The organism is Mycobacterium sp. NGS49 (genome assembly GCF_059812565.1).
Genome location: NZ_JCALCX010000009.1, coordinates 79,252 through 106,115, shown reverse-complemented (window position 1 = coordinate 106,115; position 26,864 = coordinate 79,252). Strand labels below are relative to the sequence as shown.

Annotated in this window: 24 protein-coding genes; 4 read left to right on the top strand and 20 right to left on the bottom strand. The window is 66.9% G+C overall.

Features of this window, described 5'->3' with window-relative positions:
* On the bottom strand, positions 1-843 hold the full coding sequence (locus tag AC5Y7D_RS11605) for a DoxX family protein (RefSeq protein WP_499924047.1): 843 nt from the start codon (positions 841-843) through the stop codon (positions 1-3).
* A gap of 263 nt (positions 844-1,106) precedes the next feature.
* On the opposite strand from AC5Y7D_RS11605, the gene AC5Y7D_RS11600 reads away from it, so the two are divergent.
* Positions 1,107-2,228 carry a PQQ-dependent sugar dehydrogenase gene (locus AC5Y7D_RS11600; protein ID WP_499924046.1) on the top strand — a complete coding sequence of 374 codons (1,122 nt, stop codon included), beginning with the start codon at positions 1,107-1,109 and terminating at the stop codon, positions 2,226-2,228.
* 25 nt (positions 2,229-2,253) lie between these two features.
* On the opposite strand, the gene AC5Y7D_RS11595 is transcribed toward AC5Y7D_RS11600, so the two are convergent.
* The 6 genes from AC5Y7D_RS11595 to gatC all read right to left on the bottom strand — a co-directional run bounded on the left by AC5Y7D_RS11595 (position 2,254) and on the right by gatC (position 8,735).
* Positions 2,254-2,787, bottom strand: a complete 534-nt coding sequence (locus tag AC5Y7D_RS11595; RefSeq protein WP_499924177.1) for a flavin reductase family protein — start codon at positions 2,785-2,787, stop codon at positions 2,254-2,256.
* Between the two features lie 233 nt (positions 2,788-3,020).
* Entirely contained in the window at positions 3,021-4,529 is a 1,509-nt protein-coding gene (gene gatB / locus AC5Y7D_RS11590; RefSeq protein ID WP_499924044.1) for an Asp-tRNA(Asn)/Glu-tRNA(Gln) amidotransferase subunit GatB, read from the bottom strand.
* 43 nt (positions 4,530-4,572) lie between these two features.
* Positions 4,573-5,490 carry a MinD/ParA family ATP-binding protein gene (locus tag AC5Y7D_RS11585; protein ID WP_499924043.1) on the bottom strand — a complete coding sequence of 306 codons (918 nt, stop codon included), beginning with the start codon at positions 5,488-5,490 and terminating at the stop codon, positions 4,573-4,575.
* A 298-nt stretch (positions 5,491-5,788) separates the two neighbouring features.
* Positions 5,789-6,820, bottom strand: coding sequence for an ATP-dependent 6-phosphofructokinase (locus tag AC5Y7D_RS11580; protein WP_499924042.1), 1,032 nt, complete (start codon positions 6,818-6,820; stop codon positions 5,789-5,791).
* Between the two features lie 122 nt (positions 6,821-6,942).
* Entirely contained in the window at positions 6,943-8,427 is a 1,485-nt protein-coding gene (gatA, locus tag AC5Y7D_RS11575) for an Asp-tRNA(Asn)/Glu-tRNA(Gln) amidotransferase subunit GatA (RefSeq protein WP_499924041.1), read from the bottom strand.
* Positions 8,424-8,735, bottom strand: a complete 312-nt coding sequence (gatC, locus tag AC5Y7D_RS11570; RefSeq protein ID WP_499924039.1) for an Asp-tRNA(Asn)/Glu-tRNA(Gln) amidotransferase subunit GatC — start codon at positions 8,733-8,735, stop codon at positions 8,424-8,426. Before gatC ends, gatA begins: the two co-directional genes overlap by 4 nt.
* Before the next feature lie 115 nt (positions 8,736-8,850).
* Here gatC and AC5Y7D_RS11565 point away from each other — a divergent pair, with 115 nt between their 5' ends.
* Positions 8,851-9,507, top strand: coding sequence for an ACT domain-containing protein (locus AC5Y7D_RS11565; protein WP_499924038.1), 657 nt, complete (start codon positions 8,851-8,853; stop codon positions 9,505-9,507).
* Between the two features lie 15 nt (positions 9,508-9,522).
* On the opposite strand, the gene AC5Y7D_RS11560 is transcribed toward AC5Y7D_RS11565, so the two are convergent.
* The 9 genes from AC5Y7D_RS11560 to AC5Y7D_RS11520 form a co-directional block, all read right to left on the bottom strand.
* Positions 9,523-12,414, bottom strand: a complete 2,892-nt coding sequence (locus AC5Y7D_RS11560; protein ID WP_499924037.1) for an MMPL/RND family transporter — start codon at positions 12,412-12,414, stop codon at positions 9,523-9,525.
* Positions 12,411-12,833 carry an MmpS family transport accessory protein gene (locus AC5Y7D_RS11555; RefSeq protein ID WP_499924036.1) on the bottom strand — a complete coding sequence of 141 codons (423 nt, stop codon included), beginning with the start codon at positions 12,831-12,833 and terminating at the stop codon, positions 12,411-12,413. The genes AC5Y7D_RS11560 and AC5Y7D_RS11555 overlap by 4 nt, the downstream gene beginning before the upstream one ends.
* 249 nt (positions 12,834-13,082) lie before the next feature.
* The gene (locus AC5Y7D_RS11550; protein ID WP_499924035.1) at positions 13,083-15,989 is read right to left on the bottom strand and encodes an MMPL/RND family transporter; all 2,907 of its coding nucleotides are present in this window, start codon (positions 15,987-15,989) and stop codon (positions 13,083-13,085) included.
* Positions 15,986-16,429 carry an MmpS family transport accessory protein gene (locus tag AC5Y7D_RS11545; RefSeq protein WP_499924034.1) on the bottom strand — a complete coding sequence of 148 codons (444 nt, stop codon included), beginning with the start codon at positions 16,427-16,429 and terminating at the stop codon, positions 15,986-15,988. The genes AC5Y7D_RS11550 and AC5Y7D_RS11545 overlap by 4 nt, the downstream gene beginning before the upstream one ends.
* 143 nt (positions 16,430-16,572) lie before the next feature.
* Complete coding sequence (locus AC5Y7D_RS11540) at positions 16,573-17,169, bottom strand: TetR/AcrR family transcriptional regulator (protein ID WP_499924176.1); 597 nt, start codon at positions 17,167-17,169, stop codon at positions 16,573-16,575.
* A gap of 97 nt (positions 17,170-17,266) precedes the next feature.
* Positions 17,267-19,333 carry an NAD-dependent DNA ligase LigA gene (gene ligA, locus AC5Y7D_RS11535; protein ID WP_499924032.1) on the bottom strand — a complete coding sequence of 689 codons (2,067 nt, stop codon included), beginning with the start codon at positions 19,331-19,333 and terminating at the stop codon, positions 17,267-17,269.
* 108 nt (positions 19,334-19,441) lie between these two features.
* A complete protein-coding gene (locus AC5Y7D_RS11530) occupies positions 19,442-19,753 on the bottom strand; it encodes an ArsR/SmtB family transcription factor (RefSeq protein WP_499924030.1) in 312 nt (103 codons plus the stop codon).
* Positions 19,750-20,217, bottom strand: a complete 468-nt coding sequence (locus AC5Y7D_RS11525; protein ID WP_499924028.1) for an SRPBCC family protein — start codon at positions 20,215-20,217, stop codon at positions 19,750-19,752. The genes AC5Y7D_RS11530 and AC5Y7D_RS11525 overlap by 4 nt, the downstream gene beginning before the upstream one ends.
* 71 nt (positions 20,218-20,288) lie before the next feature.
* On the bottom strand, positions 20,289-21,302 hold the full coding sequence (locus AC5Y7D_RS11520) for a uroporphyrinogen decarboxylase/cobalamine-independent methonine synthase family protein (protein ID WP_499924026.1): 1,014 nt from the start codon (positions 21,300-21,302) through the stop codon (positions 20,289-20,291).
* A gap of 93 nt (positions 21,303-21,395) precedes the next feature.
* Here AC5Y7D_RS11520 and AC5Y7D_RS11515 point away from each other — a divergent pair, with 93 nt between their 5' ends.
* The gene (locus AC5Y7D_RS11515; RefSeq protein WP_499924025.1) at positions 21,396-22,034 is read left to right on the top strand and encodes a sensor domain-containing protein; all 639 of its coding nucleotides are present in this window, start codon (positions 21,396-21,398) and stop codon (positions 22,032-22,034) included.
* On the opposite strand, the gene mnmA is transcribed toward AC5Y7D_RS11515, so the two are convergent.
* The gene (gene mnmA, locus AC5Y7D_RS11510) at positions 22,031-23,110 is read right to left on the bottom strand and encodes a tRNA 2-thiouridine(34) synthase MnmA (protein ID WP_499924023.1); all 1,080 of its coding nucleotides are present in this window, start codon (positions 23,108-23,110) and stop codon (positions 22,031-22,033) included. The two genes, AC5Y7D_RS11515 and mnmA, sit on opposite strands and share 4 nt — an antisense overlap.
* Positions 23,107-24,288 carry a cysteine desulfurase family protein gene (locus AC5Y7D_RS11505; protein ID WP_499924021.1) on the bottom strand — a complete coding sequence of 394 codons (1,182 nt, stop codon included), beginning with the start codon at positions 24,286-24,288 and terminating at the stop codon, positions 23,107-23,109. The genes mnmA and AC5Y7D_RS11505 overlap by 4 nt, the downstream gene beginning before the upstream one ends.
* A 142-nt stretch (positions 24,289-24,430) precedes the next feature.
* Here AC5Y7D_RS11505 and AC5Y7D_RS11500 point away from each other — a divergent pair, with 142 nt between their 5' ends.
* A complete protein-coding gene (locus tag AC5Y7D_RS11500; RefSeq protein ID WP_499924020.1) occupies positions 24,431-25,912 on the top strand; it encodes a cryptochrome/photolyase family protein in 1,482 nt (493 codons plus the stop codon).
* 3 nt (positions 25,913-25,915) lie between these two features.
* On the opposite strand, the gene AC5Y7D_RS11495 is transcribed toward AC5Y7D_RS11500, so the two are convergent.
* Both AC5Y7D_RS11495 and AC5Y7D_RS11490 read right to left on the bottom strand, forming a co-directional pair.
* Positions 25,916-26,299 carry an SRPBCC family protein gene (locus tag AC5Y7D_RS11495; RefSeq protein WP_499924018.1) on the bottom strand — a complete coding sequence of 128 codons (384 nt, stop codon included), beginning with the start codon at positions 26,297-26,299 and terminating at the stop codon, positions 25,916-25,918.
* A gap of 24 nt (positions 26,300-26,323) precedes the next feature.
* Entirely contained in the window at positions 26,324-26,824 is a 501-nt protein-coding gene (locus AC5Y7D_RS11490) for a DUF427 domain-containing protein (protein ID WP_499924016.1), read from the bottom strand.
* Positions 26,825-26,864 lie beyond the last annotated feature (40 nt).

The following is a 26,864-nucleotide window of genomic DNA, read 5'->3' as shown; positions in this document are numbered from 1 at the left end:
TCAGGCCAGCGGGTTCACGCCGTTGAGCAGCACCCACACGGCGATACCCGCGGCGATGCCGGCCAGCAGCGCCACGAACGACCCGATGAACGGCCGATGAGCCCAGCCGCGACCGGCATCCAGGCCGTAGCGACCGGGACCGGCCAGGATGACGGCGACCGCCATCACGATCAGGGTGATCTGGTACTCGTGCCCGTCCGGCAGGAAGTACGTGAAGGTGTTCGAACGGGGTCGCGCCGAGGCCGACGCGAGCAAACCGTTGATCAGGAAAGCCAGGGCACCCGCGGCGGCGATCGGGGTGAACAACCCGAGCACCAGCAGCACACCGGCGACGATCTCGCCGCCCGCACTGACGTAGGCCAGGATGTCGGCGTGCTGGAAACCGATGTCGGACAGCGAGTTCCGGAACCCGTGCAGGCCTGACCCGCCCCACCAGCCGAACAGCTTCTGCAGCCCGTGCGCGATCAGCACGGCGCCGAGACCGACCCGCAGCACCAGCAAGCCGAAATTCTGGGTGCCGCGCCGGGCGCTGGCGCGTAGCCGCTCGTCCTCGTCGTCGATGTCGATGGCTGGCGCAGCGGGCGGAATGTGCCGGCTGGCCGGTTGCGGTTGCACGTACGGCAGCGGCTCTTGAGCGTCCATAAGGTTGTAGGACGAACTGCCCGTGCTGGGTTCGTACGGCGGAATGATGGTGGTGGTTCCCGTGTTCGGAAAGCTGCTTGAGTATCCGGCGGGAGTCAAATCGTCTTCGGGGTCGACCAGGCTCGCCGAGGCGGGGCGTCCTGGAGTCGGACCGGCAAGTTCGTCCGGCCGCTGCCACGGTGATTCATTCGAACTGGTCACCCGTGTCAGGGTAAGGGCTTTTGCAGCTAGATCGGGGATTTGAGCGGCGCTTTCGCCAGTTAAATCCGTATTCAGGCGTCCGGATGTTCGGCTGAGCACGGCGACCACCATGCCGAAGACGGTTTCGGCCACGTTGCGAGCGCCCTCAGCCGTTGTGGCACGCGTGTGCTGGCGGCGTTCGTCGAAGCGCCGGCGGGGCGGCCACGGCCGCGTCGTCGGCGGCAAGTGGCGGCCCTCGCCGCCGATTCCGTAGCCTGTCGATCATGCGGATGAGGCGGTCGGTTCGATGCGCGCTGGCCGCGCTGTGCGCGGCGATGCTGCTGTCCAGCGGCTGCGCGCGGTTCAACGACGCCCAGTCGCAGCCGTTCACGACCAATCCGGAACTCAAGCCTCCGCCCAGCACCACGCCTCCCCCGCCGCCGCCGCTGCCACCCACCCCCTTTCCGAAGGCGTGCCCGGCACCCGGGGTGATGCAGGGCTGCCTGGAATCCACCAGCGGCCTGATCATGGGCGGGGACAGCAAGACCGCGCTGGTCGCCGAACGAACGACCGGCGCCGTCAAGGAGATCTCCGTCAGCGCCGAACCCAAGATCAAGATGGTGATCCCGGTCGACCCGTCGGGAGACGGCGGCCTGATGGACATCGTGCTGTCGCCCACCTTCTCCCAGGACCGGCTGATGTATGCCTACGTCAGCACGCCCACCGACAACCGCGTCATCCGCATCGCCGAAGACGACGTACCCAAAGACATCCTGACCGGCATCCCCAAAGGCGCCACCGGCAATACCGGCGCACTGATCTTCACGACGCCCACCACGCTGGTCGTGATGACCGGAGACGCCGGCAACCCGGCGATGGCCGCCGACCCGAGATCGCTGGCCGGCAAGGTGCTGCGCATCGAGCAGCCGACCACGCTCGGCCAGGCGCCGCCGACGACAGCATTGTCGGGCATCGGCTCGGGCGGTGGCCTGTGCATCGATCCTGTAGACGGGTCCTTGTACGTCGCCGACCGCACGCCGGGCGCCGACCGGTTACAGCGCATCACCAAGAAGTCCGAAGTGTCCACGGTGTGGACCTGGCCGGACAAGCCCGGCGTGGCCGGGTGCGCCGCCATGGACGGCACGGTGCTGGTGAACCTCATCAACACCAAGCTGACGGTGGCGGTGCGGCTCGCACCCAAGACCGGCGCGGTCACCGGTGAGCCCGACGTCGTTCGCAAGGACACCCACGCGCACGCCTGGGCGCTGCGGATGTCTCCGGACGGCAACGTCTGGGGTGCCACGGTGAACAAGACCGCGGGTGATGCCGAGAAGCTCGACGATGTGGTGTTCCCGTTGTTCCCGCAGGGCGGCGGGTTCCCGCGCAACAACGACGACAAGACCTGAGCCGGCTCCGCTCGCCCGCCAGCCCCTAGAACGGGGCGTCGAGGGTGAACCTCATGCCGTAGCTGGGCTTAGCCTGCGGCCGTTCACCGGTGTACAGGCGCTGCGGTGCTTCCTGGCCCGGCTCGTACTCGTCGTCGAGATCGGACAGGTAGAGCAGTTCGTCGGCATTCTCGGGGGCCCAGGTGGCGACCGGCTCCAGCAGGTAGGCCGCGTGGTCGCCGACGGGACTTCGGCTCACGGTCCTGCCGACGAACCAGGCGGCGGCGTCGTCGAGGATCGGCATCCCCAGGGGACCGGCGCGCCAGGAGCAGCGTGCGAACAGATTGTCGGTTTGGCTGCCGAACAGTTCGGCCAGGATGAGCTGGCTGCGCGGCAGAACGTGTACCGCCAGGTAGTCGGATCGACTGCCCACCTCGTGGGTGCCGCTACCCAGCGGAAGACCGACCATGAAACTGGGGGGTTGCACGCTGGTTTGGGCGCCGGAGGCGGCCAGGCAGCCCGACGGGATACCGTCGGCCTGGGTGGTCACCAGGAACACCGGGGAGTCCAGCATCGACATCAGGTCGTTGAACGGTTCACCGATCACCCCACCATGATGGGTCCGACGCGCCCGTTGCGGACTCTTTCGGGGCCTTTTCCTACGGAAGTCCTACGCGCCGGCGTCGTCGACCACCCACGGCTGTTGGGCGGCGGCGCACTCAACCGCGCCGTGATTGCCATGGAGGTCGCGATCTCGGCTGAACCACGACCGTCGCGGCCATCTCGCCGCCAGGTCAGCCGAGAGGTCGCCGGTCAGCTCTGACCGCAAGCCGCCAGGACAAGTTCGCGAACTCGCGCCGCGTCGGCCTGCCCGCGGGTGGCCTTCATCACCGCACCCACGATCGCGCCCGCGGCGGCCACCTTGCCGCCGCGGATCTTTTCCGCCACATCGGGATTGGCCGCCAGTGCCTCGTCGACCGCGGCCTGGGTGAGCGAATCATCGCGCACCAGCGCCAGCCCGCGCGCGGTCATCACCGCCTCCGGCTCACCCTCGCCGGCCAGCACACCTTCGACGACCTCGCGTGCCAGCTTGTTCGACAGCTTCCCCTGGTCCACCAAGGCGATCACCTCGGCGACCTGCGCCGGGGTAATGGCCAGGGCGTCCAGCCCGATGCCGGCCTCGTTGGCCTTCTGTAGCAGGAAGTTCCCCCACCACGAGCGCGCCTCTTTGCTCGCCGCTCCGTGCTTGACGGTTTCGGCGATCAATTCGACCGCTCCGGCGTTGACGAGGTCGCGCATCACCTCGTCGGAGAAACCCCATTCTTCCTGGATCCTCTTGCGACTCAACCACGGTAGCTCGGGAATACTCTCGCGTAGCCGCTCGACCAGCTCGCGGCTGGGCGCGACGGGTTCGAGGTCGGGCTCGGGAAAATACCGGTAGTCCTGCGCCGTCTCCTTGGCCCGGCCGGGGCTGGTGTAGCCGGCTTCGTGGAAGTGCCTGGTCTCCTGGATGATCTGGCCTCCGGCCACCAGCACCGCAGCCTGGCGCTGCATCTCGTAACGGACCGCGACCTCCACGCTCTTGAGCGAGTTGACGTTCTTGGTCTCCGTTCGGGTACCGAATTCGGTTGTCCCGGCGGGCATGAGCGATACGTTTGCGTCGCAGCGCATCGATCCCTGATCCATCCGCACGTCGGACACATCAAGCGCGCGCAACAAGTCTCGCAATGCCGTCACGTAGGCGCGGGCAATCTGAGGTGCGCGCGCACCGGCGCCCACGATGGGTTTGGTGACGATCTCGATCAGGGGCACCCCGGCACGGTTGTAGTCGATCAGCGATGTCGTCGCGCCGTGGATGCGGCCGGTTTCGCTGCCGATATGGGTGAGCTTGCCGGTGTCCTCTTCCATGTGCGCGCGCTCGATCTCCACTCGCCAGGTGGTGCCGTCCTCCAGCGGCGCCTCGAGATAACCGTTGATGGCGATCGGCTCGTCGTATTGCGAGATCTGGTAGTTCTTGGGCATGTCCGGGTAGAAGTAGTTCTTCCGGGCGAATCGGCACCATTCCACGATTTCGCAGTTCAGCGCCAGGCCGATGCGGATCGCCGACTCGACCGCGACCCGGTTGAGCACCGGCAGCGAGCCGGGCAGGCCCAGGCAGACCGGACACACCTGGGTGTTGGGCTCGGCGCCGAACGTGGTCGAGCAGCCGCAGAACATCTTGGTGGCCGTAGACAGCTCTACATGGACTTCGAGTCCGAGCACCGGATCGAAACGTTCGATGACCTCGTCATATTCGAGCAGGTCAACCCCAGCAACCGTCATAGGCATCGATCCTAGTGGTGCAGTCGGCGGCGGGCTCAGGCCGTCAGGGCTGCCGGTTGGGGATGGTGCGGGCCAGCGCGGCCGCCATCTCCAGGTAGGCGCGCCTGCTCTGCTTGCTCAGCCGATCCAGCCCGATCTCTGTCCCGTGCCGCACATGCCGGTCGAAGGGCAGCGTCACGGTGGCTGAGACGCGGGCCGACAAGTCTTCGAGGTGCTTGCTGGCCAAGGCGCTCAGCTTGGTCCGCTCGACGTGGTTGACCGCCAGCACGGTGGACTCCAACAACTTTCGATATCCGTTGTGGCGCAACCACTCCAGCGTGACTTGAGTCTTCTGCATGGCATCTATCGTGGTGCTGGTGACCACCACTAGGGCGCGCGATTCCGGCAGCACCGCCTCCATCACACCGGATTTCAGGGTCTTGGGGCAGTCAACCAGCACCAGCGAGTAGTGGTTTCGCAGAATCGAGAACGCCTTGACGAAATCCGGGCGACTGATGCTCCAGCAGCTGTTGGCGTAGTCCGGCGGTCCCAGCACTTCCAGCCCTGAACTGTTCTTGTACGTGTGGGCCCGCACGTCGGCGTAACGGGCGACCGATCGGTCGGCCAACAGGTCGGCCAAGCTCAGGGCGTTGCGGCGACCGTGTCGGTCCGCCAGGTCGCCGGCGTCGATGTCGACGGCGATGACCCGGTCGGAGCGAATACTGGCGAACGTCGACCCGAGCGCTTCGACCACCGCGGTCTTGCCGACACCGCCTTTGAGATTCAGCACGGCGATGGAATACGCTCCGCCCACCGGGGTGCGGATCACCTCGCGCAGGGCCTCCTCGTGTGCGGCCCGTCGGCTCGGACCCAGGTCAAGCCCGGTATAGCGGTGCACGAGTTGCCGCCAGTCCGGGGGGTCCGGAGCCTCTGGTTCGATCGCGTCCAGCGCCATCCCGCCGGGGACGCGCTCACGGCTCACCGGGTACGCGACTCTGATCGCGGGCCCTGCCGCAGTGGGCGGTTCGACGGGGGGTCGGCTGGGTTTGTGCCGGGTGGCGGAGATATCCGGGCGGAGCGGCTGAGGCACCGTGGCGGCCCCACTTTGGGGGCTCACCCGCCAAGGTTGATCCGGACTATCCTGCGTCCGGATCGGCGGGACGGGCCGTTCCATGACTCCGCGATACGGACCGCGGTTGTACATGCTCCACGTATAGCCGATTCCTAGAAACGAAAAACCTGCCAACCGGTGAAGCCTGGGCTACCGGTTGGCCAACACATCAGCCGAAGAACGCGGCGGCGTCGTCGTAGCGGCTCTCCGGCACCAGCTTGAGTTGGCGCACGGCGTCGGCCAGCGCCACCCGCCCGATGTCCTGGCCGCGCAGCGAAACCATCTGGCCGTACTCCCCGGCGTGCGCGGCGTCGGCGGCATTGACCCCGAAACGGGTGGCCAGCACCCGGTCGTAGGCCGTCGGGGAACCGCCTCGCTGGACGTGGCCCAGCACGGTGACCCGCACGTCCTTGTTGATGCGCTTCTCCACCTCGGCGCCCAGCTGGGCGGCGACACCGGTGAACTTCTCGTGGCCGAACTCGTCAAGTCCGCCTTCGCGCAGCGCAATCGAGCCCGCAACGGGCTTGGCCCCTTCGGCGACCACGCAGATGAAGTGCGAATCTCCGCGCTGGAAGCGACGTTTGACGAGCCGACACACCTCCTCCACGTCGAAGGGCTGCTCGGGGATCAGTGTCATGTGCGCGCCGGAGGCCAGGCCCGCGTTGAGCGCGATCCAGCCGGCATGGCGGCCCATCACCTCGACCAGCATGACCCGCTGGTGGGATTCGGCGGTGCTGTGCAGGCGGTCGATGGCGTCGGTGGCCACTGTCAAGGCGGTGTCGTGCCCGAAAGTCACGTCCGTGCAGTCGATGTCGTTGTCGATGGTCTTGGGCACTCCGACCACCGGAACGTTCTCTTCGGAGAGCCAGTGCGCGGCGGTCAGGGTGCCCTCGCCGCCGATCGGGATCAGGACGTCGATGCCGTTGTCGTCGAGGGTCTGCTTGATCTGATCGAGTCCCGCCTTGAGCTTGTCCGGGTGCACGCGCGCGGTCCCGAGCATCGTCCCGCCCTTGCTCAGCAACCGGTCGTTGCGATCGTCGTTTTTCAGCTGCATGCGTCGGTTCTCCAGCAGCCCACGCCACCCGTCCTGAAACCCGACCACCGACGAGCCGTAACGGGCATCGCAGGTACGCACGACCGCCCGGATCACGGCGTTGAGGCCGGGACAGTCACCACCGCCTGTGAGAACTCCGATCCGCATGTTCTCATCTTGCCCTGTGGCCTGGCCCCCGGCGCGAGCAGACACAAAATCGCATAGAAACCCAGGGTTTCATGCGATTTTGCGACTGCTCGCGGACCTCCGCGCGGAACTGCTCGCGGAACTCAGATTGCGGTCGGCAAGGCGCCGCGGGCCGCCTCGTAGGCGGCACCCACCCGGTAGAGGCGGTCGTCGGCCAGCGCGGGCGCCATGATCTGCAGGCCCACGGGCAGCCCGTCGTCCGGGGCCAGCCCGGCCGGGACCGACATGCCGCAATGACCGGCCAGGTTCAGCGGCAGCGTGCACAGGTCGAACAGGTACATCGCCAGCGGGTCGTCCACCTTCTCCCCCAGCCGGAAGGCGGTGGTCGGGGTGGCCGGCGACACCAGTACATCGACCGACCGATAAGCCTCGTCGAGATCCCGGGCGATCAGGGTACGCACCTTCTGCGCCTGGTTGTAGTAGGCGTCGTAGTAACCCGCCGACAGGGCGTAGGTGCCGATCATGATGCGGCGCTTCACCTCCGGCCCGAAGCCGGCCGCCCGCGTCATGGCCATCACCTCTTCGGCGCTGTGGGTGCCGTCATCGCCGACCCGCAATCCGTACCGCATCGCATCGAAGCGGGCCAGGTTGCTGGACACCTCCGAGGGCAGGATCAGGTAGTAGGCGGGCAGTGAGTAGTCGAAGTGCGGACAGTCGACCTCGCTCACCTGCGCGCCCAGTGCCTTCAGTTGCTCGACGGCGGCTTCGAACGAGGCCAGTACCCCCGGCTGGTAGCCCTCGCCGGTATGCAATTGGCGCACCACCCCGACTCGCACGCCGGACAGGTCACCAGAAGCACCCGCTCTTGCCGCACCCACCACGTCGGGTATCGGCGCGTCGAGCGAGGTGGAGTCGCGCGGGTCGTGTCCGGCGATCACCTGATGCAGCAGAGCGGTATCCAGTACGGTGCGCGCGCACGGCCCGCCCTGGTCCAGCGATGACGCGCAGGCGATCAGCCCGTACCGGGACACCGTGCCGTAGGTGGGTTTGACGCCGACGGTGGCCGTCAGTGCCGCGGGCTGCCGGATCGAGCCGCCGGTGTCGGAGCCGATGGCCAGCGGCGCCTGGAAAGCGGCCAGGGCCGCGGCACTGCCGCCCCCGGAGCCGCCGGGGACGCGTTCGACGTCCCACGGGTTTCGGGTCGGACCGTACGCGGAGTTCTCCGTCGAGGAGCCCATGGCGAACTCGTCCATGTTCGTCTTGCCCAGAATCGGGATGCCGGCCGCCCGCAGCCGCGCGGTCAGGGTGGCGTCGTAGGGCGACTGCCAGCCCTCCAGGATCTTGGAGCCGCAGGTCGTCGGCATGTCGGCCGTGGTGAACACGTCCTTGAGCGCCAGCGGCACCCCGGCCAGCGCAGACGGGAGCTGTTCGCCGGCCGCCACCGCCCGGTCCACCGCCGCGGCCGCAGACAAAGCCTGTTCAGCGGCCACATACAGGAAGGCGCCGTAACGGTCGTCGGTCGCCTGGATCTGGTCCAGGCAGGCCTGGGTGACTTCAACCGAAGACAACTCTTTGCCGGCGATCTTGGCGGCCAGGGTGGCCGCGTCGAGTCGGATGATGTCCGTCACTGACTCTCCCCCAGGATCTGCGGGACGGCGAAGCGGCCCTCGACCGCCTCCGGGGCGGCGGCGAGCGCCTGCTGCTGGCTCAGGCAGGGCTGTATCTCGTCCGGGCGAGTCACGTCGACGTCTTTGAAGATGGACTTGAGGGGATTGTCGGTGGCCTCGACGCCGGTGACGTCGACGGCCTGGATCTGGCTGACATGGGTCAAGATGGCGTCGAGCTGGCCGGCGAAGCTGTCCAACTCGGTCTCGGTCAATGCCAGCCGGGCCAGCCGGGCCAGGTGGGCCACCTCGTCGCGGGAGATCTGGGACACGAGCGCAAAGCCTATCCCGCCGCGGGCGTGCCGCTACTGGCGCGTTCGCCGCAGGGGGCGCCCGACGGCCGCGGCCGAAATGCCGCCCGTGCGTGCCTGTGCAACAGTGTTGGCCGTGCCTTCATATCTGTTGCGCATCGAGTTGGTCGACCGACCAGGCAGTCTGGGGTCACTCGCGGTCGCGCTCGGCTCGGTGGGGGCCGACATCCTCTCGCTGGACGTCGTGGAGCGCAGTTCCGGTTACGCGATCGACGACCTGGTGATCGAACTCCCCCCGGGTGCGATGCCGGACACGCTGATCACCGCGGCGGAATCCCTGCCCGGGGTCCGGGTGGACAGCGTGCGCCCGCACACCGGTCTGCTCGAGGCACACCGCGAGCTGGAGTTGCTCGACCGCGTCTCCGCAGCCGGCGACAACGCGTCCAGGCTGCAGGTTCTGGTGGACCAGGCGCCCAGAATCCTGCGGGTGAGCTGGTGCACGGTGCTGCGTGACACGCAGGGCACGCTGCACCGGCTCGCCGGCAGTGCGGGGGCACCGGAAACCCGGGCAGATTCGGCGCCCTGGCTGCCGATCGAGAAGGCGTCGACGCTGGACGGCAACGCCGAATGGGTTCCGCGGGCCTGGCGCGACATGAACACCACCATGGTCGCGGCCCCGCTGGGCGACCCGCACACCGCGGTGGTGCTCGGGCGGCCCGGTCCGGAGTTCCGGCCCTCGGAGGTCGCTCGCCTCGGTTACCTGGCGGGCATCGTCGCCACCCTGCTGCGCTGAGGGGTCACCGACAAACTAGCGCGGTGCAGGTTTCACCACGGGATCGTCGTCCTCCCACAGCAGCAGTTGCCGCACCGCCGGACGTGGCCCGTACGGTCGCAGCATCGCGCTGGCGGGACGCGGGCGCACCCGTTGCGGCCACCAGAACCAGCGTCCGAGCAGCGCAGCGATCGACGGCGTCATGAATGAACGCACGATCAGCGTGTCGAACAACAGACCCAGCCCGATGGTCGTCCCGATCTGACCGAGCACCTGGAAACCGCTGAATAAGAACGCGCACATGGTGACGGCGAAGACGAGGCCCGCCGAGGTCACCACGGAGCCGGATCCGGCCATCGCCCGGATGATGCCGGTGTTGAGGCCGGCGCCGACCTCTTCACGGAACCGGGAGATCAATAACAGGTTGTAGTCCGATCCGACGGCCAGGAGCAGGATCACGGCCAGCGCCAGCACCACCCAGTACAACTTGATCCCGAAGATGTACTGCCACATCAACACCGACAACCCGAAGGACGCGCCCAGCGACAGTGCCACCGTGCCGACGATGACCAGCGCTGCCACCAGGCTGCGGGTCAACATCATCATGATCAGCAGAATCAGGCTCAGCGCCGCGATCCCGGCGATCATCAGGTCGTACTTGGCGCCGTCCTGGATGTCCTGATAGGTGGCGGCGGTGCCGCCGAGATAGAACTTCGCCTCCGCCATCGGCGTGCCCTTCACGGCTTCGTGCGCGGCCTTTCGGATCGGCTCGATATGGGAAATGCCCTCTGGCGTGGCGGGATCGCCTTCGTGGGTGATGATCATCCGGGCGGCCTTGCCGTCGGGTGAGAGGAACAGCTTGAGGCCTCGTTTGAAGTCGGGATTGTTGAAAACCTCCGGCGGCAGGTAGAAGGTGTCGTCGTTCTTGGCGGTGTCGAACGCACGACCCAGCGCCGTCGAGTTCTCGATCGCCGCGGCGGTCTGCGCGTAGATTCCGGACAGGGTGGCGTAATTGGCCATCGTCAGGTCGCGATTGGTTTCCTGGCTGGCGATCTGTTCCGGTATCAGCGCCACCAGTTTGGGTTGCAGCGCGTCGAGCTTGTCCAGCGTGGCGGTGAGGTCTTCGAATCGGGCGCTGAGTTGGTCGATCCCGTCCAGCGCGTCGAGGACCGACCGGATCGCGAAGCAGGCGGGAATGTCGAAACAGTGCTTCTCCCAGTAGAAGTAGCTGCGGATCGGGCGGAAGAAGTCGTCGAAGTTGGCGATCTTGTCGCGCAGGTCGTTGATGGTGGCGATGGTGTCGCGGAAGCTCTGCGCCTCGCTGTGGGTGGTCGCCGCCAGTTCCTGCTGCAGGGTGTACTGCTGGCGCAGAATGTTGATGGAGTTCGACAGCTCGCCGGCCTGTCTGAGAATGTCGTCGGCGCGATCCCGTTGATATGTCAGGTTTTCGGTCTGGTTGGCGCTCTGCGCGCTGATCTGAAAGGCAAGCGAGGTGTGATTCAGCGGCGTGCCCAGCGGCCTGGTGATGGACTGCACCTGCGCGATGCCGGGTAGGTGAAACACCGCCTTGGCGACCCGGTCCAGGATCAGCATGTCGGCCGGGTTGCGCATGTCGTGATCGCTCTCGAGCATCAGCAGTTCGGGCTCCAGCCGGGCCCGGGAGAAGTGCCGCTCGGCAGCGGCGTATCCGACGTTGGCCGCCGCGCTCTCGGGCATGTAGGGGCGGGTGTCGTAACTCGTCTTGTATCCGGGAAGGGTGAGCAGGCCGATGAAGGCCAGGGCGCACGCCACCGTCAGCACAGGCCCCGGCCAGCGCACGATGGCCGTCCCGATGCGCCGCCAGCCGCGGGTCCGCATCGCGCGTTTGGGTTCGAAGATGCCGACCAGCGCACCGAGGGTGAGCACGGCCGGTGCCAGGGTGAGCGCGGCGACCAGGGCGACGAGGATGCCCAGCGCGGCCGGGATACCCAGACTCTGGAAGTACGGCAGCCGGGTGAAGCTCAAACAGGCCACCGCACCGGCAACGGTCAGGCCCGAACCCAGCACGATGTGGGCCGTCCCGCGAAACATGGTGTAGTAAGCCGTATCTCGATCCTCACCCGCGCTGCGGGCTTCCTGGTACCGTCCGACGACGAAGATCGCGTAGTCGGTCCCGGCAGCGATCACCAACAGGGTGAGCAGGTTCGTCGCATAGGTCGACAATCCGATGACGCCGGCGTTGCCGAGGAAGGCGACGATGCCGCGGGCGGCGGCCATCTCGATCAGGACCGTCACCAATACCAGCAGCATGGTCAGAAACGACCGGTACACGAAGAGCAGCATCAGCGCGATCACGCCGACGGTGATGCCGGTGACCTTCGCCGTCCCCTTACTGCCCACGTCGAACTGATCGGCGATCAGTGGAGCAGCGCCGGTGACGTAGGCCTTGACCCCGGTCGGGGGCGGCGTGTGTTCGACGATTTCCCTTACCGCGACGACGGATTCGTTGGCCAGGGCCGAGCCCTGATTGCCGGCGAGGTTGAGCTGCACATAGGCGGCCTTGCCGTCGGTACTCTGCGATCCGGCGGCGGTCAGCGTGTCGCCCCAGAAGTCCTGGACGTGCTCGACGTGCTTGCGGTCACCTTCGAGCTTGTGGATCAACGTGTCGTAATAGCGGTGCGCGTCGGCGCCGAGCGGCTGATCGCCCTCCAGGACGACCATGGCCGTGCTGTCGGTGTCGAACTCCCGGAACTTCTGGCCGATGCGCTTGGTCGCCTGCAGCGACGGCGCGTCCGCCATGATCAGCGCGACGTTGTGGGTCTTGCCCACCTCTTCCAGTTGCGGCACCAGTGCGTTGGAGACCCCGGCCAGCACTACCCAGAACAGCAGGATCGGCACCGAAAGCCGGCGGATGGTGTGCGGAATTCGGGGCAGTTGCTCGTTGCTCATCCGGATTTGTCCAAACAGAAGGTGTAGGCGTAAGGCGTGTTGGTCGTGCGTTCGTCCTTGACTTCGCCATTGACAACGATCCGGCAGCCCAGTGTGGCGCCGTTACCTTGTGCCACAACGTTTCCCAGGACGGCCGGCTCGGTGGTGGTGATGGTGAACGACCACGGCAGCGGTGCGTCGACGACCTGCTGTGGTTGGGCGTTGACGTCCAGGTAGTTGATGGTCGCCACGGCGCCGGCGGCACCGAAAACCTCGAGAACCACGTGCTTGGGATTGAACGGAACGATTTCGTTGGAAACGCCCTGAACGGCCGCGGCCCGTTTGCCGGTGTCGAACATGCCGTGCAGTCGGTAGATAGCAAATCCGGCGGCCGCGACGACGGCCACCGCCACCAGGATCATCCACCCTCGCCTGACCATATTTGAGAGTGAAAATGCTTCCACCCGTTGACCTTTCGATGATCAGACGTTACCCTGACGCCCGGACAGCACGCCCTGTGTGGTCGTTGGCTACGACAGTACGACACCGGTGCGCACTACACAATAGACGTGAGCGTACACTTTCCGGCGGTCATCGCTGAACGCCGAACTCGGCGATGTGGCGTGCAAACATCAGCGGCGCGGACCAGCTGCCTGACCGCGAGTCGGCAGTTGTTCGGTACAGCCTGTTCAGCCGTGCCGGCCGGATGTCTGCAGCACCGCCGGATCGTCGTCTTCCCACAGCAGCAACTGCCTGACGGCCGACCGCGGCCCATATGGTCGCAGCATCACGCTGGCCGGCCGGGGTCGTATCCGTTGGGGCCACCAGAACCACCGCCCAAGCAACGTCGCGACGGACGGCGTCAGGAACGAACGCACGATCAGGGTGTCGAACAACAGCCCGATGCCGATGGTGGTCCCAATCTGACCGAGTACCTGAAAACCGCTGAACACGAACGCACACATGGTAATCGCGAAGACGAGGCCGGCGGAGGTGACCACCGACCCGGTGCCGGCCATCGCGCGGATGACGCCCGTCTTCAACCCGGCGCGGATCTCCTCGCGGAATCGCGAGATCAGTAGCAGGTTGTAGTCGGAGCCCACCGCCAACAACAGGATCACCGCCAGCGCAAGCACTACCCAGTACAGCTTGATCCCGAACAAGTACTGCCATACCAGCACCGACAGCCCGAACGAGGCGCCCAGCGACAGGGCCACGGTGCCGACGATCACGAGCGCGGCGACCAGGCTTCGGGTCAATATCACCATGATCAACAGAATCAGGCTCAACGCCGCGACGGCGGCGATCATCAGGTCGTACTTGGCCCCGTCTTGAATGTCTTTATAGGTGGTCGCGGTCCCCCCGAGATAGAACTTGGCGCTACTCAACGGCGTGCCCTTGACCGCTTCCTGCGCCGCCTTCTTGATCGGCTCGATATGCGAGATGCCCTCCGGCGTAGCGGGATCGGTTTGATGGGTGATGATCAGGCGAGCGGCCCTGCCGTCCGGCGACATGAACTTCTTCAGACCGCGCTTGAAGTCGTCGCTGTTGAACACGTCCGGAGGCAGATAGAAGGTGTCGTCGTTCTTGGCGACGTCGAAGGCGTGGCCCAGCGCCGTCGCGTTTTCGATTGCTGCTGCTGTCTGCGCGTAAATGCCCGACATGGTGGCGTAGTTCGCCAAGACCAGATCATGATTCGCCTGTTGACTGGCGATTTGGTCCGGTATCAGTTCCACCAGCTTCGGCTGAAGCGCGTCCATTCTGTCCAAGATGGCCGTGAGTTCGGCGAACTTCGACGCCAACTGGTCGATACTGTCAAGCGCATCAAAGACCGACCGCAGTGCATAGCAGCTCGGGATGTCGCTGCAATGTCTTTCCCAATAGAAGTAGCTACGAATCGGCCTGAAGAAATCATCGAAGTTCGCGATCTTGTCGCGCAGGCCATTGAGAGTGACGACCGTGGCGTGAAACGCTTCGGCCTCGTTGTGAGTGGTTGCAGCCAGTTCCTGCTGAAGGACGTACTGCTGCTTGAGAATATCGATCGATTTCGACACTTCGGAAGCTTGCCTGAGCAAGTCGTTCGCGCGATCGCGTTGATAGGGCAGGTTCTGAATCTGGTTGGCACTCTGGGAGCTGATCTGAAAAGCCAGCGAACTGTGGGCAAGCGGATCTCCCAGCGGCCGGGTAACCGTCTGTACCTGTGCGATGCCGGGTACGTGAAAGACGGCCTTGGCCAGCCTGTCCAGCACCAGCATGTCGGCAGGATTACGCAAGTCGTGATCCGCCTCGATCATCAGCAGTTCGGGCTCCAGCCTGGAGCGGGAGAAGTGCCGGTCGGCGGCTGCGTAACCGACGTTGGACGCGACGCCGGCAGGCAGGTAGGGGCTCGAGTCATAGCTGGTTCGATACCCGGGCAACGCGAGCAATCCGACCATTGCCACCGAACCCGCCACCACGAGAACCGGACCGGGCCAGCGGACGATCGCGGTGCCGATCCGACGCCATCCGCGAGCGTTGGGCTTCCGCTTGGGTTCGAAGGCTCCCGCTCGGGCACCGAGAGTGAGGACGGCCGGCGCCAGCGTCAGCGCGGCAGCGAGAGTCACAAGAACACCCAACGCTGCCGGAATGCCCAGACTCTGGAAGTAAGGAAGTCGGGTGAAGATCAGACAGCATACGGCGCCCGCCACGGTCAGGCCTGACCCCAGGACAATATGGGCTGTCCCGTGAAACATGTCGTAGTAGGCGGCTTCCCGATCCTGACCGGCGGCACGGGCTTCCTGATAACGTCCGACGACGAATATTGCGTAGTCGGTACCCGCAGCGATGACCAGCAGCGTGAGCAGATTGGTCGCGTAGGTCGACAACCCGAGCATCCCCGCGTTTCCGAGAAATGCGACGAATCCGCGGGCTGAGGCCATCTCGACGATGACCGTCAACAGCATCAGGAACATGGTGAAGAACGAACGGTAAACGAAAAGCAGCATGACCGCGATCACCCCGATCGTGATCAGAGTGACCCTGATGGTCCCTTTGCTGCCGACGTCGAACTGATCCGCCATGAGCGGCGCCGCCCCGGTGACGTACGCCCCGACCCCCGGCGGCGGCGGCGTTTTCTCCACAATCTGGCGGACAGCCCGGACCGACTCGTTGGCCGCCCCCGAGCCCTGATTACCCTTCAGGTTCAGCTGGACATATGCGGCCTTTCCGTCGGCGCTCTGCGCGCCCGCGGCGGTCAGGGTGTCGCCCCAGAAGTCCTGCACGTGCTCGACGTGCTGATGGTCCTGCTCTAGCTTGTGGATCAGGGTGTCGTAGTAGCGGTGAGCGTCGGCGCCGAGGGGATCATGGCCTTCCACGACCACCATCGCGGTGCTGTCGGTGTCAAATTCTCTGAACACTTGCCCGATGCGCATCGTCGCCTGCAGAGCGGGTGCATCGGGTGAACTCAGTGCCACGTTGTAGCGCTCGGCAACCTTCTCCAAGCGCGGCACTGCGATGTTCGTCAGGGCCGCCAGCGCCACCCAGAACAGCAAGATCGGAACCGAGAGTCTGCGGATGAGCTGCGGTATCCGGGGCCGCGAGCAGTCGGTGACGCTCATCCGGACTTTTCCAGACAGTAGGTGTAGGCATCCAAGGTGTTGACCGTACGTTCGTCCTTGACTGCACCGTTGACGGTGATTCGGCAGCCAAGTGTGGCGCCATTACCCTGTGCCACAACACTTCCGAGAACGGCTGGTTGAGTCGTGGTAATCGTGAACGACCAAGGCAGACGCGCGTTCACGACTTGCTGTGGCTGAGAATCGACGTCGAGATAGTCGATGGTCGCCACGGCGCCCGGAGTGCCGAATACCTCCAGCACCACTTGCTTGGGGTTGAACGGCACTATCTCATTGGAGATACCGGCGACCGAATTGTCGCCGGAAGAGCCGAAGATCCCGTGCAGCCGGTAGATGGCGAAGCCCGCCGCCATGACCACGGCTGATGCGACGATCACCATCCACCCCCGGCTGACGACAGACCAAATTGAAATTCCCTTCACTCATTGGCCTTTCGACGATCAGTAGGAGCGCGACGCGCGCAGCGGACCCGTACCGCTGATAGTACGGTACCGTACCGTACTGTTGATCGTCGTGCAGAGAAATCTCACCTGCGCCGGTCAGGTGCATTGCGAGACCAGGTAGGTCACCTCACGGATCGGGTGAGTCCCGGTAGGAGGAAACAGTCGACGAACGCTTGAACCGTGTCATCGGTCGGTGGGCGGGCAGGAACGATGGACCGGTAGATCAGATACCCCGGCAACAGGTCCCACAGATCGTCGGCGATGGCAGCCGCCTCGATCTCGCCCCGGTCGATCGCCTGCTGAAGAATCTGCCCGATGACAGCTTTGCGTTGTCCGATGAACTGGCGCTGAATAGCGTCGTTGAGCGCGGGGTTGTGCGCCGCCTCGGCAATAACCGCGCGCATGGCACCGGCGTTGGCCTGCGTTTGGTGGGAGATGATCTGACCAAGCCACAGCAGATCGCCACGCAGTGTGCCGGTATCCGGCGCGACCGCCACCTGCCGGATTCCCTCGATGAAGGCTGCCAGAACCAACTCGGCTTTCGACGGCCAGCGGCGATACACGGTGGCCTTGCTGGCGCGAGCGGTGTTGGCGACAGCGTCCACCGTCAAGCGGTCATAGCCCAGTTCGTGCAGGAGCCGCAACGTTACCGCAAGCAACTCGGCCTCGCGGGGCGACCATTGCGGATCCGCGATGTCCCGCTCGCCAGGCTCTTTCATAGCGTCCACGATAAGCTCCGGATCGGCCTGCACTGGTGTACCGAAGTTGCAAAGCTACTGCCCCTCGCCGTCTGGGCAGAGGCAGCACAGCAATGGCTCAGTCTCCTGCCTCCACGTCGGTGACCGGGCCCTCGGCTAGTAGTTTCCGGAACCCGTCCTCGTCGAGTATCGGTACGCCGAGTTCGACGGCCTTGTCGTACTTCGAGCCGGGCGAGTCGCCGACCACCACGAACGAGGTCTTCTTCGACACCGACCCGGCGGCCTTGCCGCCACGGCTGACGATCGCTTCCTTGGCGTCGTCGCGCGAGAACCCGGTCAGCGAGCCAGTCACCACGATGCTCAGCCCGGCCAGGGTGCGGGGCACGCTTTCGTCGCGTTCGTCGGCCATCCGGACACCCGCCGCGCGCCATTTGTCGACGATGTCGCGGTGCCAGTCCACGGTGAACCAGTCGGTGACCGCGGCCGCGATCGTGGTGCCCACCCCTTCGACGGCGGCCAGCTGCTCGGTGGTCGCCTCGGCGATCGCGTCGAGGCTGCCGAAGGCGGCCGCCAGCGCGCGCGCCGCCGTGGGCCCGACGTGGCGGATCGACAATGCGACCAGCACCCGCCACAGCGGCGCGGTCTTGGCCTTGTCCAGATTGGCCAGCAGTCGTCGGCCGTTGGCCGACAGATCGCCGGCCTTGGTCCGGAACAACTCGGTGCGCAGCAGCGCCTCCTCGCTGAGACCGAACAGGTCGCCTTCGTCGGCGATCGCACCGGACTGCAACAGCGCGGCGCCGGCCTCGTAGCCGAGCACCTCGATGTCCAGGGCGTTGCGGCTGGCCACATGGAAAACCCGCTCGCGCAACTGCGCCGGGCAGCCCCGCGAGTTGGGGCAGCGGATGTCGGCGTCGCCCTCCTTCTCCGGCGCGAGCGGCGTGCCGCATTCGGGACATGTGGTGGGCATGACGAATTCGTGTTCCGAACCGTCACGCAGGTCCACCACCGGTCCCAGCACCTCGGGGATCACGTCGCCGGCCTTACGGATCACCACGGTGTCGCCGATCAACACGCCTTTGCGCTTGACCTCCGAGGCGTTGTGCAGCGTGGCCTGACCGACCGTCGAGCCGGCCACCTTGACCGGCGTCATGAAGGCGAATGGGGTGACCCGTCCGGTGCGGCCGACGTTGACCCGGATGTCGAGCAGCTTCGTCTGGGCTTCCTCGGGCGGATATTTGTAGGCGATCGCCCAGCGCGGGGCCCGCGAAGTGGATCCCAGCCGTCGCTGCAACGCCGTTTCGTCGACCTTGACGACCACGCCGTCGATCTCGTGGTCCACCTCATGGCGGTGTTCGCCCCAGTACTCGATGCGGTCCTGCACGGCGGCCAGGCCGTTGACCAGGCTGGTGTGTTCGGAGACCGGCAATCCCCAGTCCTTGAGCGCGAGGTACGCGGCGTGCTGGCTGACCGGCCGGAAACCTTCGGTGTGCCCCAGCCCGTGGCAGATCATCCGCAGCCTGCGGCGGGCGGTGACGGCCGGGTCCTTCTGGCGCAGCGAGCCGGCGGCGCTGTTGCGCGGGTTGGCGAACGGCGCCTTGCCCTCCTCGACCAGGCTCGCGTTGAGGGCCGCGAAATCCTCGACCCGGAAGAACACCTCGCCGCGCACCTCGAGGACGTCGGGTACCGGGTACTCGTCGCTGGCGGTCAGTCGCAGCGGCACGTCGTCGATGGTGCGGGCGTTGAGCGTGACGTCCTCGCCGGTGCGCCCGTCGCCGCGGGTCGCCGCCCGGGCCAGTCGTCCGTCCCGGTAGACCAAGGACAATGCGACGCCGTCGATCTTGAGCTCGCACAGGTAATGGGCATCGTCACCCACCTCCGCGTGCACCCTGGCCGCCCAGGCGCCCAGTTCCTCGGCGCTGAACGCGTTGTCCAGGCTGAGCATTCGCTCGAGGTGGTCGGTCGCCTCGAATTCCGTCGCGAACCCGGCGCCGCCGACCAGCTGGGTGGGCGAGTCAGGCGTGCGCAGCTCGGGGTACTCGGCCTCCAGTGCCTCCAGCCGGCGCAGCAGCCGGTCGAATTCCGTGTCGGTGATGACCGGCGCATCACGCACGTAATAGCGGAACTGGTGCTCGCGTACCTCCTCGGCCAGGTCTTGCCACTCGCGGAGCACCTCGGGAGACGTCACTCTGGCAGGCTATCGTCACGCGGTGACACCCCTCGCCGAGATTGCCGCCAGGGTCGCACCGAGGTGGAAATCACAGCCCTCCCGGCAATCTCGGCGCAACCAAGGGCCTTACTCCTCCACGTAGGCGCGCAGCCGGTCCACCGCCGCGTCCCACCGGCGCGACAACTGGGCGAGGTAGTCGCCGGCCTGGGCCAGCGGCTCCGTCCGCACCGTCCATACGCGTTCCCGGCCACGCCGGCTGCTGGTGACCACGCCCGCGGACTCCAGCAGTTGCAGGTGCTTGCTGGCCGCCTGTCGGGTGACCGGAATGACCTGTGTCACTTGGGTTGTCGAGCTCGGGCCCACCTCGCACAGCCGCACCACAATGCGCAGCCGGTTGCTGTCGCCGAGGGCGTCGAACAGCTGCGCGACCGGACTCACGCGTGTTCCACGAAGCGGCGCACCAGGTCCGTTTGCATCGCCCAGCCCTCGGAGTTGTCCTCGAAGAAGGAACGGCGGCGCGCCTCGGGTATCGCATCGAAGCCCGATTCGACGATGGTGAGCAGGACTCCGTCGGCAACCTCGGCGAGGGTGAACTCCACCAGCGTGGTGACGTCTTCACTCTCAGGATCGACTGTCCAGCGGTAGGCGAACCGCCGGGGCGGCTCCACGGCGACGGTCTGCCAGCGACTCGTGGCGCCGGCATGAGGCTCCTGACGTTTGGCGACCTCTGGGTCGATTTCGGTCGGCGTGATGGTCGCCGTGACGGCTTGGCCCTCGACGAACTGCCCGTCGAAGCGGGCGCCGAACCAGCGTCCGAACTGTTCGGAGTCGCTGATCGCCGCCCACACCCGCTGCAGTGGCGCCCGCAGCACCACCTGCTTCTCGATCCGATCGATGCTCATGCGCAACCTCCTGGTTGCCTATCAGCTCACCACGATTCGATCGGAAACGCAACCAAAAGGTTGCATATGGCTCAGATCGCGTCAGGATCCCGGGCGAAAGCCTCCGCGGCATCGCGGGCGAGCCCGATTGCGGTGCGGGCCCACTGCGGCGTCGCACCCGCCAACCCGCATGCCGGGCTGACGCCGACGCGCCCGCTCAGCGGCGACCGCCCGAAACCGAGGCGGTCGGTCACCGCGACCACCCTGGTGGCCACCTCTTCGACGGACGGCCGGCGCTCCGGAACGCTGCTCTCGACCACGCCCAGCACAATGGCGCGGCCCGGCTCGACGAATGCCGCGACGCCGTCCAACTCCGCGGCCCGCAGCACCTTGACGTCCACCGAAACCGCATCGATTCCGGTGCGCTGCAGCATGTTCCACGGGAGGTCGGGAGCGCAGCTGTGCAGCAGGACGTCACTGCCGACCCCTTCGACGCAGGTGGTCAGCAGCGCCTCGGCAACCGCCTCGTCGAGCGGCGGCACCGGGCTCAGTGCGGTGACCCCGGTAAGCCGGCCGCCCAGCGCGGCAGGCAGCGTCGGCTCGTCGAACTGCACCACCACCGGTGTGTCCAGCCGGCGGGACAGCGCCGCACGGTGAGCGGCGACGCCTTCGGCCAGCGATACGGCCAAGTCACGCACCGCCCCGGCATCGGTGATGGCCCGGTGGCCATTGCTCATCTCCAGGCCCGCCGCCAGAGTCACCGGCCCGGGCGCCTGCACCTTGACCACCCGGTCGCCGCCGCGCAGCCCAGCCGTCTCCCAGGCCTCCTCCAGCGCGTCCATGTCCTCGTCGAGCATGCTGACGGCCCGGCGGGTGACCGCACCGGGCCGGGAGACGATGCGGTAGCCACGCGGCACCGTGTCCAGGGCCACGTCGACCAGCAGAGCGGCGGCCCGCCCGAGCAGGTCGGCGCCCACTCCCCTGGCCGGCAACTCGACGAGATGGGCCAGCGCGCCGGCCAATTCGCCGACCACGACCTCGGCGGCCTGCCGCGCCGAGGTACCCGGCCAGGAGCCGGTGCCGGTACCCCGTGCGAAAACACTCATCGGGCAACCGTATTCGACCTCCCCCGAACCGCCGCCGGCCAGGGGTGTTTAGCGCTGTTGCACACGGGTAAGTTCGAGCCAGAAGGGCGGCGGATGGCGAGAATGAGACGGCTTTCCGGCATCTCGATGACGTGTATCGCGATGCTGCTGACGGCGTGCACGCGGGTGGTGAACGGCGAAGCGTTGCCGGCTTTCGGCGCTGTTCCGCTGGGGGTGCTCGACGCAGGGGCGGTGCTGTTGGACCAATCTCGGATGCGGGCCATCACCGGCGCGGGCGAACATCTGACGATCATTCCCTCGATGGACGGCAGGTACCCGGTCGACATCGAGGAGCTGGTCGCGACCGCTCCGGCGGAATGCCGGTTCGTGTTCGCCGAGACGGCGACTTTCGGCCCCGAGGTCAAGGCCTTCCACAAGACCACGTTCCAGGACCCCCCCGACGGCCGGCTGATCTCGGAGGGTGCCGCCAGCTATCCCGACGCCGGCACCGCCCGGCGTGCCTTCGACGGACTGGTGTCCACCGTCAAGGGGTGCGCGGACAGTGCAATGGGCTGGCTGTTCGTCAACTCGTGGGACGCCGACGGCGACTCGCTGCACATGCGCCCTGGTTCGTGCGGCCGCGACTACCGCGTGCTGTCGGTGGCCCTATTGGAGGTCACCTTCTGCGGCTTTCCGGAATCGGTGTCGGACATGGTGATGACAAACATCGCCGCCAATGTGCCGGGCGGCTAGGCCTGCCCGGTGCCGGCGATGGTCGCGCTGCCGATCACCTCATCGCCCTCGGGATCGGAGCGGTAAAGCACCAGCGTCTGACCGCGCGCCACGCCGCGAAGCGGGCTCCGCAACTGAACCACCAGCTCGCCGTCGACCAATTCGGCGACAGCATCGGCTGTTTCGCCGTGCGCGCGCACTTGTACGGCGCATTCGATCGGACCAGACGGCGCGGCTCCGGCCGTGAACACCGGCGCCCGGCCGATCAGTGCATGGACGTCGAGTTCGGCCAGACTCCCGACATGCACGGTCGCGGTGTCGGCGTCGATCGCAGTCACATATCGGGGGCGGCCGTCCGGCCCCGGTCCCGCGATGCCCAGCCCCTTGCGCTGGCCGATGGTGAACCCGTGCACCCCGTCGTGTTCAGCGAGCACCGCGCCGCTGTTATCGACCACCGCCCCGGGCCGAACACCGATCCGCGCGCCGAGAAACGCCTGCGTGTTGCCGGACGGAATGAAGCAGATGTCATGACTGTCCGGCTTTTCCGCGACGGCCAGGCCGCGCCTCGCGGCCTCGGCGCGGATCTGCGGTTTGGCGGTGTCACCGATCGGAAAGGCGGCGTGTCGCAGCTGCTCGGCGGTCAGCACCGCCAGTACGTAGGACTGATCCTTGTCCCGGTCGACGGCACGGCGCAGCCGTCCGCCGCACAGCCGCGCATAGTGCCCGGTCACCACCTGGTCGAAACCCAACGCCAGCGCGCGCGCCGACAGGGCGGAGAACTTGATCTGCTGATTGCACCGGACACAGGGATTCGGCGTTTCCCCGCGGGCATAGGACGAAACGAAATCGTCGATCACGGCCGCTTGGAATTGTTCGGCGAAATCCCAGACATAGAAGGGGATTCCGAGCACATCGGCGACGCGTCGCGCGTCGGCGGCGTCCTCCTTGGAGCAGCAGCCCCGTGACCCGGTGCGCAGTGTGCCGGGCGAGCTCGACAGGGCCAGGTGCACGCCCACCACGTCGTGTCCGGCATCGACCATGCGCGCCGCGGCCACCGACGAGTCCACACCACCGCTCATTGCGGCCAGAACTTTCACTGGGCCGAACCAGCTGCGGCCAGCGCGGCCCGCCGTGCCCGGGCCACCGCACCGGGCAACACCTGCAGCGCGGCATCGACGTCCGCATCGACGCTGTTGTGCCCGAACGACAGCCGCAAGGAGCCGCGGGCGCTCGCCGCATCGGCCCCCATCGCAATCAACACATGCGACGGCTGGGCCACCCCCGCGGTGCACGCCGACCCGGTGGAACACTCGATTCCGTTGGCGTCCAACAGCATCAACAGTGCGTCGCCTTCGCAGCCGCGGAAGGTGAAGTGCGCGTTGCCCGGCAGCCGCCGCGGGTCGTGGGCACCGTTGACCCGCACGTCCTCGATCTGTGCGAGCACGCCCTCGACCAGCCGGTCGCGCAGGTCACGCAGCCGCGCGCTGTTGGCGTCCAGCCCGTCGACCGCAATCCCGGCCGCCGCGGCCATGCCCACGGCGCTGGCGACATCCGGTGTGCCGGAACGGATGTCACGCTCCTGGCCGCCCCCGTGCAGCAGCGGCACGCAGGCGACACTGCGACGCAGCAACAACGCGCCCACCCCGGGTGGGCCGCCGAACTTGTGCGCTGCCACGCTCATTGCGCAGAGCCCGCTGGCTCCGAAGTGCACCGGCAGCTGGCCCACCGCCTGCACGGCATCGCTGTGCATAGGTACGCCGAACTCGGCGGCGACGGCCGCCAGTTCGGCGATCGGCATGATGGTGCCGACCTCGTTGTTGGCCCACATCACCGATACCAGTGCCACGTCGTCGCCACCGGCGAGCGCCTCGCGCAGCGCGGCGGCCGACACCGAGCCGTCGGCTTCGGTGGGCAACCAGGTGACTTCGGCGCCTTCATGCTCCACAAGCCAGTTGACGCTGTCCAGCACGGCGTGGTGTTCCACCTCGCTGGTGACGATGCGGCGACGGCCCGGGCTCTCGTCGCGCCGGGCCCAGTACAGGCCCTTGACGGCCAGGTTGTCGCTTTCGGTGCCGCCCGCGGTGAAGATGACCTCCGAGGGACGCGCGCCCAGCTTGTCGGCGATCAGCTCGCGGGATTCCTCGATGCGCCGGCGCGCCGTGCGCCCGGTGGTGTGCAGCGACGACGCATTGCCCACGGTGCCGAGCACAGGCATCATCGCCTCGATGGCGGCGGGGTGCATCGGGGTGGTGGCGGCGTGATCGAGGTAGACCATGACCCGCCCCACGATACCGGCCCCTCCGGCGGCGATTCCGGCCGGAACGGCCGGGTCCGGCAGCTGTTAACGTAATGAACAGAGTGTTCAGTAATGCCACAGGGGGACAGTTGATCGCGCCGCCGACCCAGCCGCAAGCCGCATGAGCGCCGACGTCCGGAGGTGGTGCTTCGCCGATCAACTCGGCCCCCACTTCCTGGACGATCCGGCCCAACCGGTGTTGCTGATCGAGTCTCAAGCCGTGTTCGAACGTCGCCGATTTCACCGGCGCAAGGCTCATCTGGTGCTGTCGGCATTGCGCCACCGCGCGGCCGAGCTCGGTGAACAGGCTGTGTTCTTGCAGACGCGCACCTACCGGGAGGCACTAGAGCGGATCAGGGAGCCGCTCAGCGTGTGCCGGCCCACGTCGTGGGCGGCCGACCGTTTCGTGCGGTCACTGCCGTCGGTCGAGGTGCTGCCGGCCAGGGGATTCGGTACGACTCAGGCGCAGTTCGACGAGTGGGCAACGTCACAGCGGACCCTGCTCCTGGAGAATTTCTACCGGGCGGCACGCCGCCGGTTCGACCTGCTGATGGACGGTGACCAGCCCGTCGGGGGCCGGTGGAACTTCGACGCGGACAACCGCGAACCCGCCCCCAAAGGTGCCGCCACGCTGGGTGTTCCGCCACCCTGGCGGCCTCAGGAGGACCAGATCGACGAAGAGGTACGCGCCGATCTGGACCGCTGGCAGCGCGACGGCGCGGTGTCGTTCGTCGGACGCGACGGGCCGCGTGAGTTCGCCGTCACCGCGGCGGAGGCGCAGCAGGCGCTGAATGTTTTCCTCCGGGACCGGCTGCCGCACTTCGGCCCTCACGAAGACGCCATGCTCACCGGTGACCGGTTCATGGCCCACAGCACGCTTTCAGCGCCGATGAACCTGGGTCTGCTGGATCCGCTGGATTGCGCCTACGCCGCCGAAGACGCCTACCGCAGCGGCGCTGCGTCGATCGGCAGCGTGGAGGGCTACATCCGCCAACTGATCGGCTGGCGCGACTACATCTGGCACGTGTATTGGCACTTCGGTCGAAACTACCGTCACCGCAACGCTTTACACGCCAAGGCCGGCCTGCCGGACTGGTTCGCGGAGCTCGACGCCGATGCGGTGGAGGCCAACTGCCTCAAGGACGTGCTGGCCCAGGTGCGCGATCACGGCTGGGTTCATCACATTCCGCGCCTGATGGTGCTGTCCAACTTTGCGCTGCAACGCGGTTGGGACCCGGCCGCCGTCACCGACTGGTTCCACCGGTCCTTCGTCGACGGCTATGACTGGGTGATGGTCGCCAATGTGGTCGGCATGTCCCAGCACGCCGACGGCGGGTTGATGGCGACCAAGCCCTATGCGGCGGGCGGCGCCTACATCAACCGCATGAGCGACTATTGCGGTCCCTGCCGGTACCAGCCCGGCAAACGGGTCGGGGAGCATGCCTGCCCGTTCACCGGCGGCTACTGGTGGTTTCTGGCGCGCAACACCGAAGCGCTGGGGCGCAACCGGCGGATGGCGCAACCGATGGCGGGGATGCGGCGCCTGACCGATCTCGACGAGGTGGTGGCGCAGCAGCGCCGCCTCGCTGACAGCCCGCCCTAACCCCTACGCGTCCTCCACCAGCAGCTTCTCCATCCGGCGCAACGCGATCTCGCACACGGCCAGATAGGGTGGCGCCCACCACGGCACCCCGAGGGTGATGCGCGCACCGCCGTCGTCGGGCTCCACCCGGTGCCAGGTTGCGGGGATCCCGGCCACTTTCCAGGCCCAACATCTGCCCGGGTCGAACTCGGTGACCACGAACGGCACCCGCACCAGTAGCGCGGTCTGAACAGTGCCCGTCGCGCCGGCGACCAAGCGCCGGCCGGGCTGATCCAGTTCGGCCTGCTTGATCGAAGGCCCCCAGCGGGGCCAGGCGTCCAAGTCGACCAGCACATCCCATGCCGCCTGTGGGGTTGCGGCGATCACCCGGTGCACACTGAGCGTCATCGACCTAGGTTTCCCATTCGGGCCCTACCAACCCATCGAGCCGGGGACGCCTTTGAAGGGGCCCACGATCCAGCTGGTGATCCAGCCCCCGTAGAACCCGCCGGGCTGTGCGATCACCTCTTCCCCGTTGACCGTGCAACGGTCCACTTGGGCGGCCATCACCGCGATCGCGTTCGCGATCGCCGCAAACCCCGCGCTCGGCCGCTCGTAGGTCCATGCGGCGCGAGCGGCCACCCGCGCCGCCGTCACCAGGTCGAAGTAGCTCGCCTGGCCTTTCCACTCGCACCAGGAGGAGCCGGCCGCGGGCCGCAGCACACCCTCGATGAACGCCTCCCGCGGCAGGTAGTACGTCGGTGGATGACTGGTCTCCAGCACCCGCCAGGCGTGCTGCGTCGACGCGATCTGCTGACCGCCCAACTCGATGGTGATCGAACCGGCGAAGTCTTCCAGCCGCGGCGGGCGGGGATAGTCCCAGACGGATTCCTGTCCCGGGCCCGCAACATCCGGCTTCGGCCAACGACTCATGGGTACCTCCGCGCTCGGTTGACGCCCCCCGAGATGCATT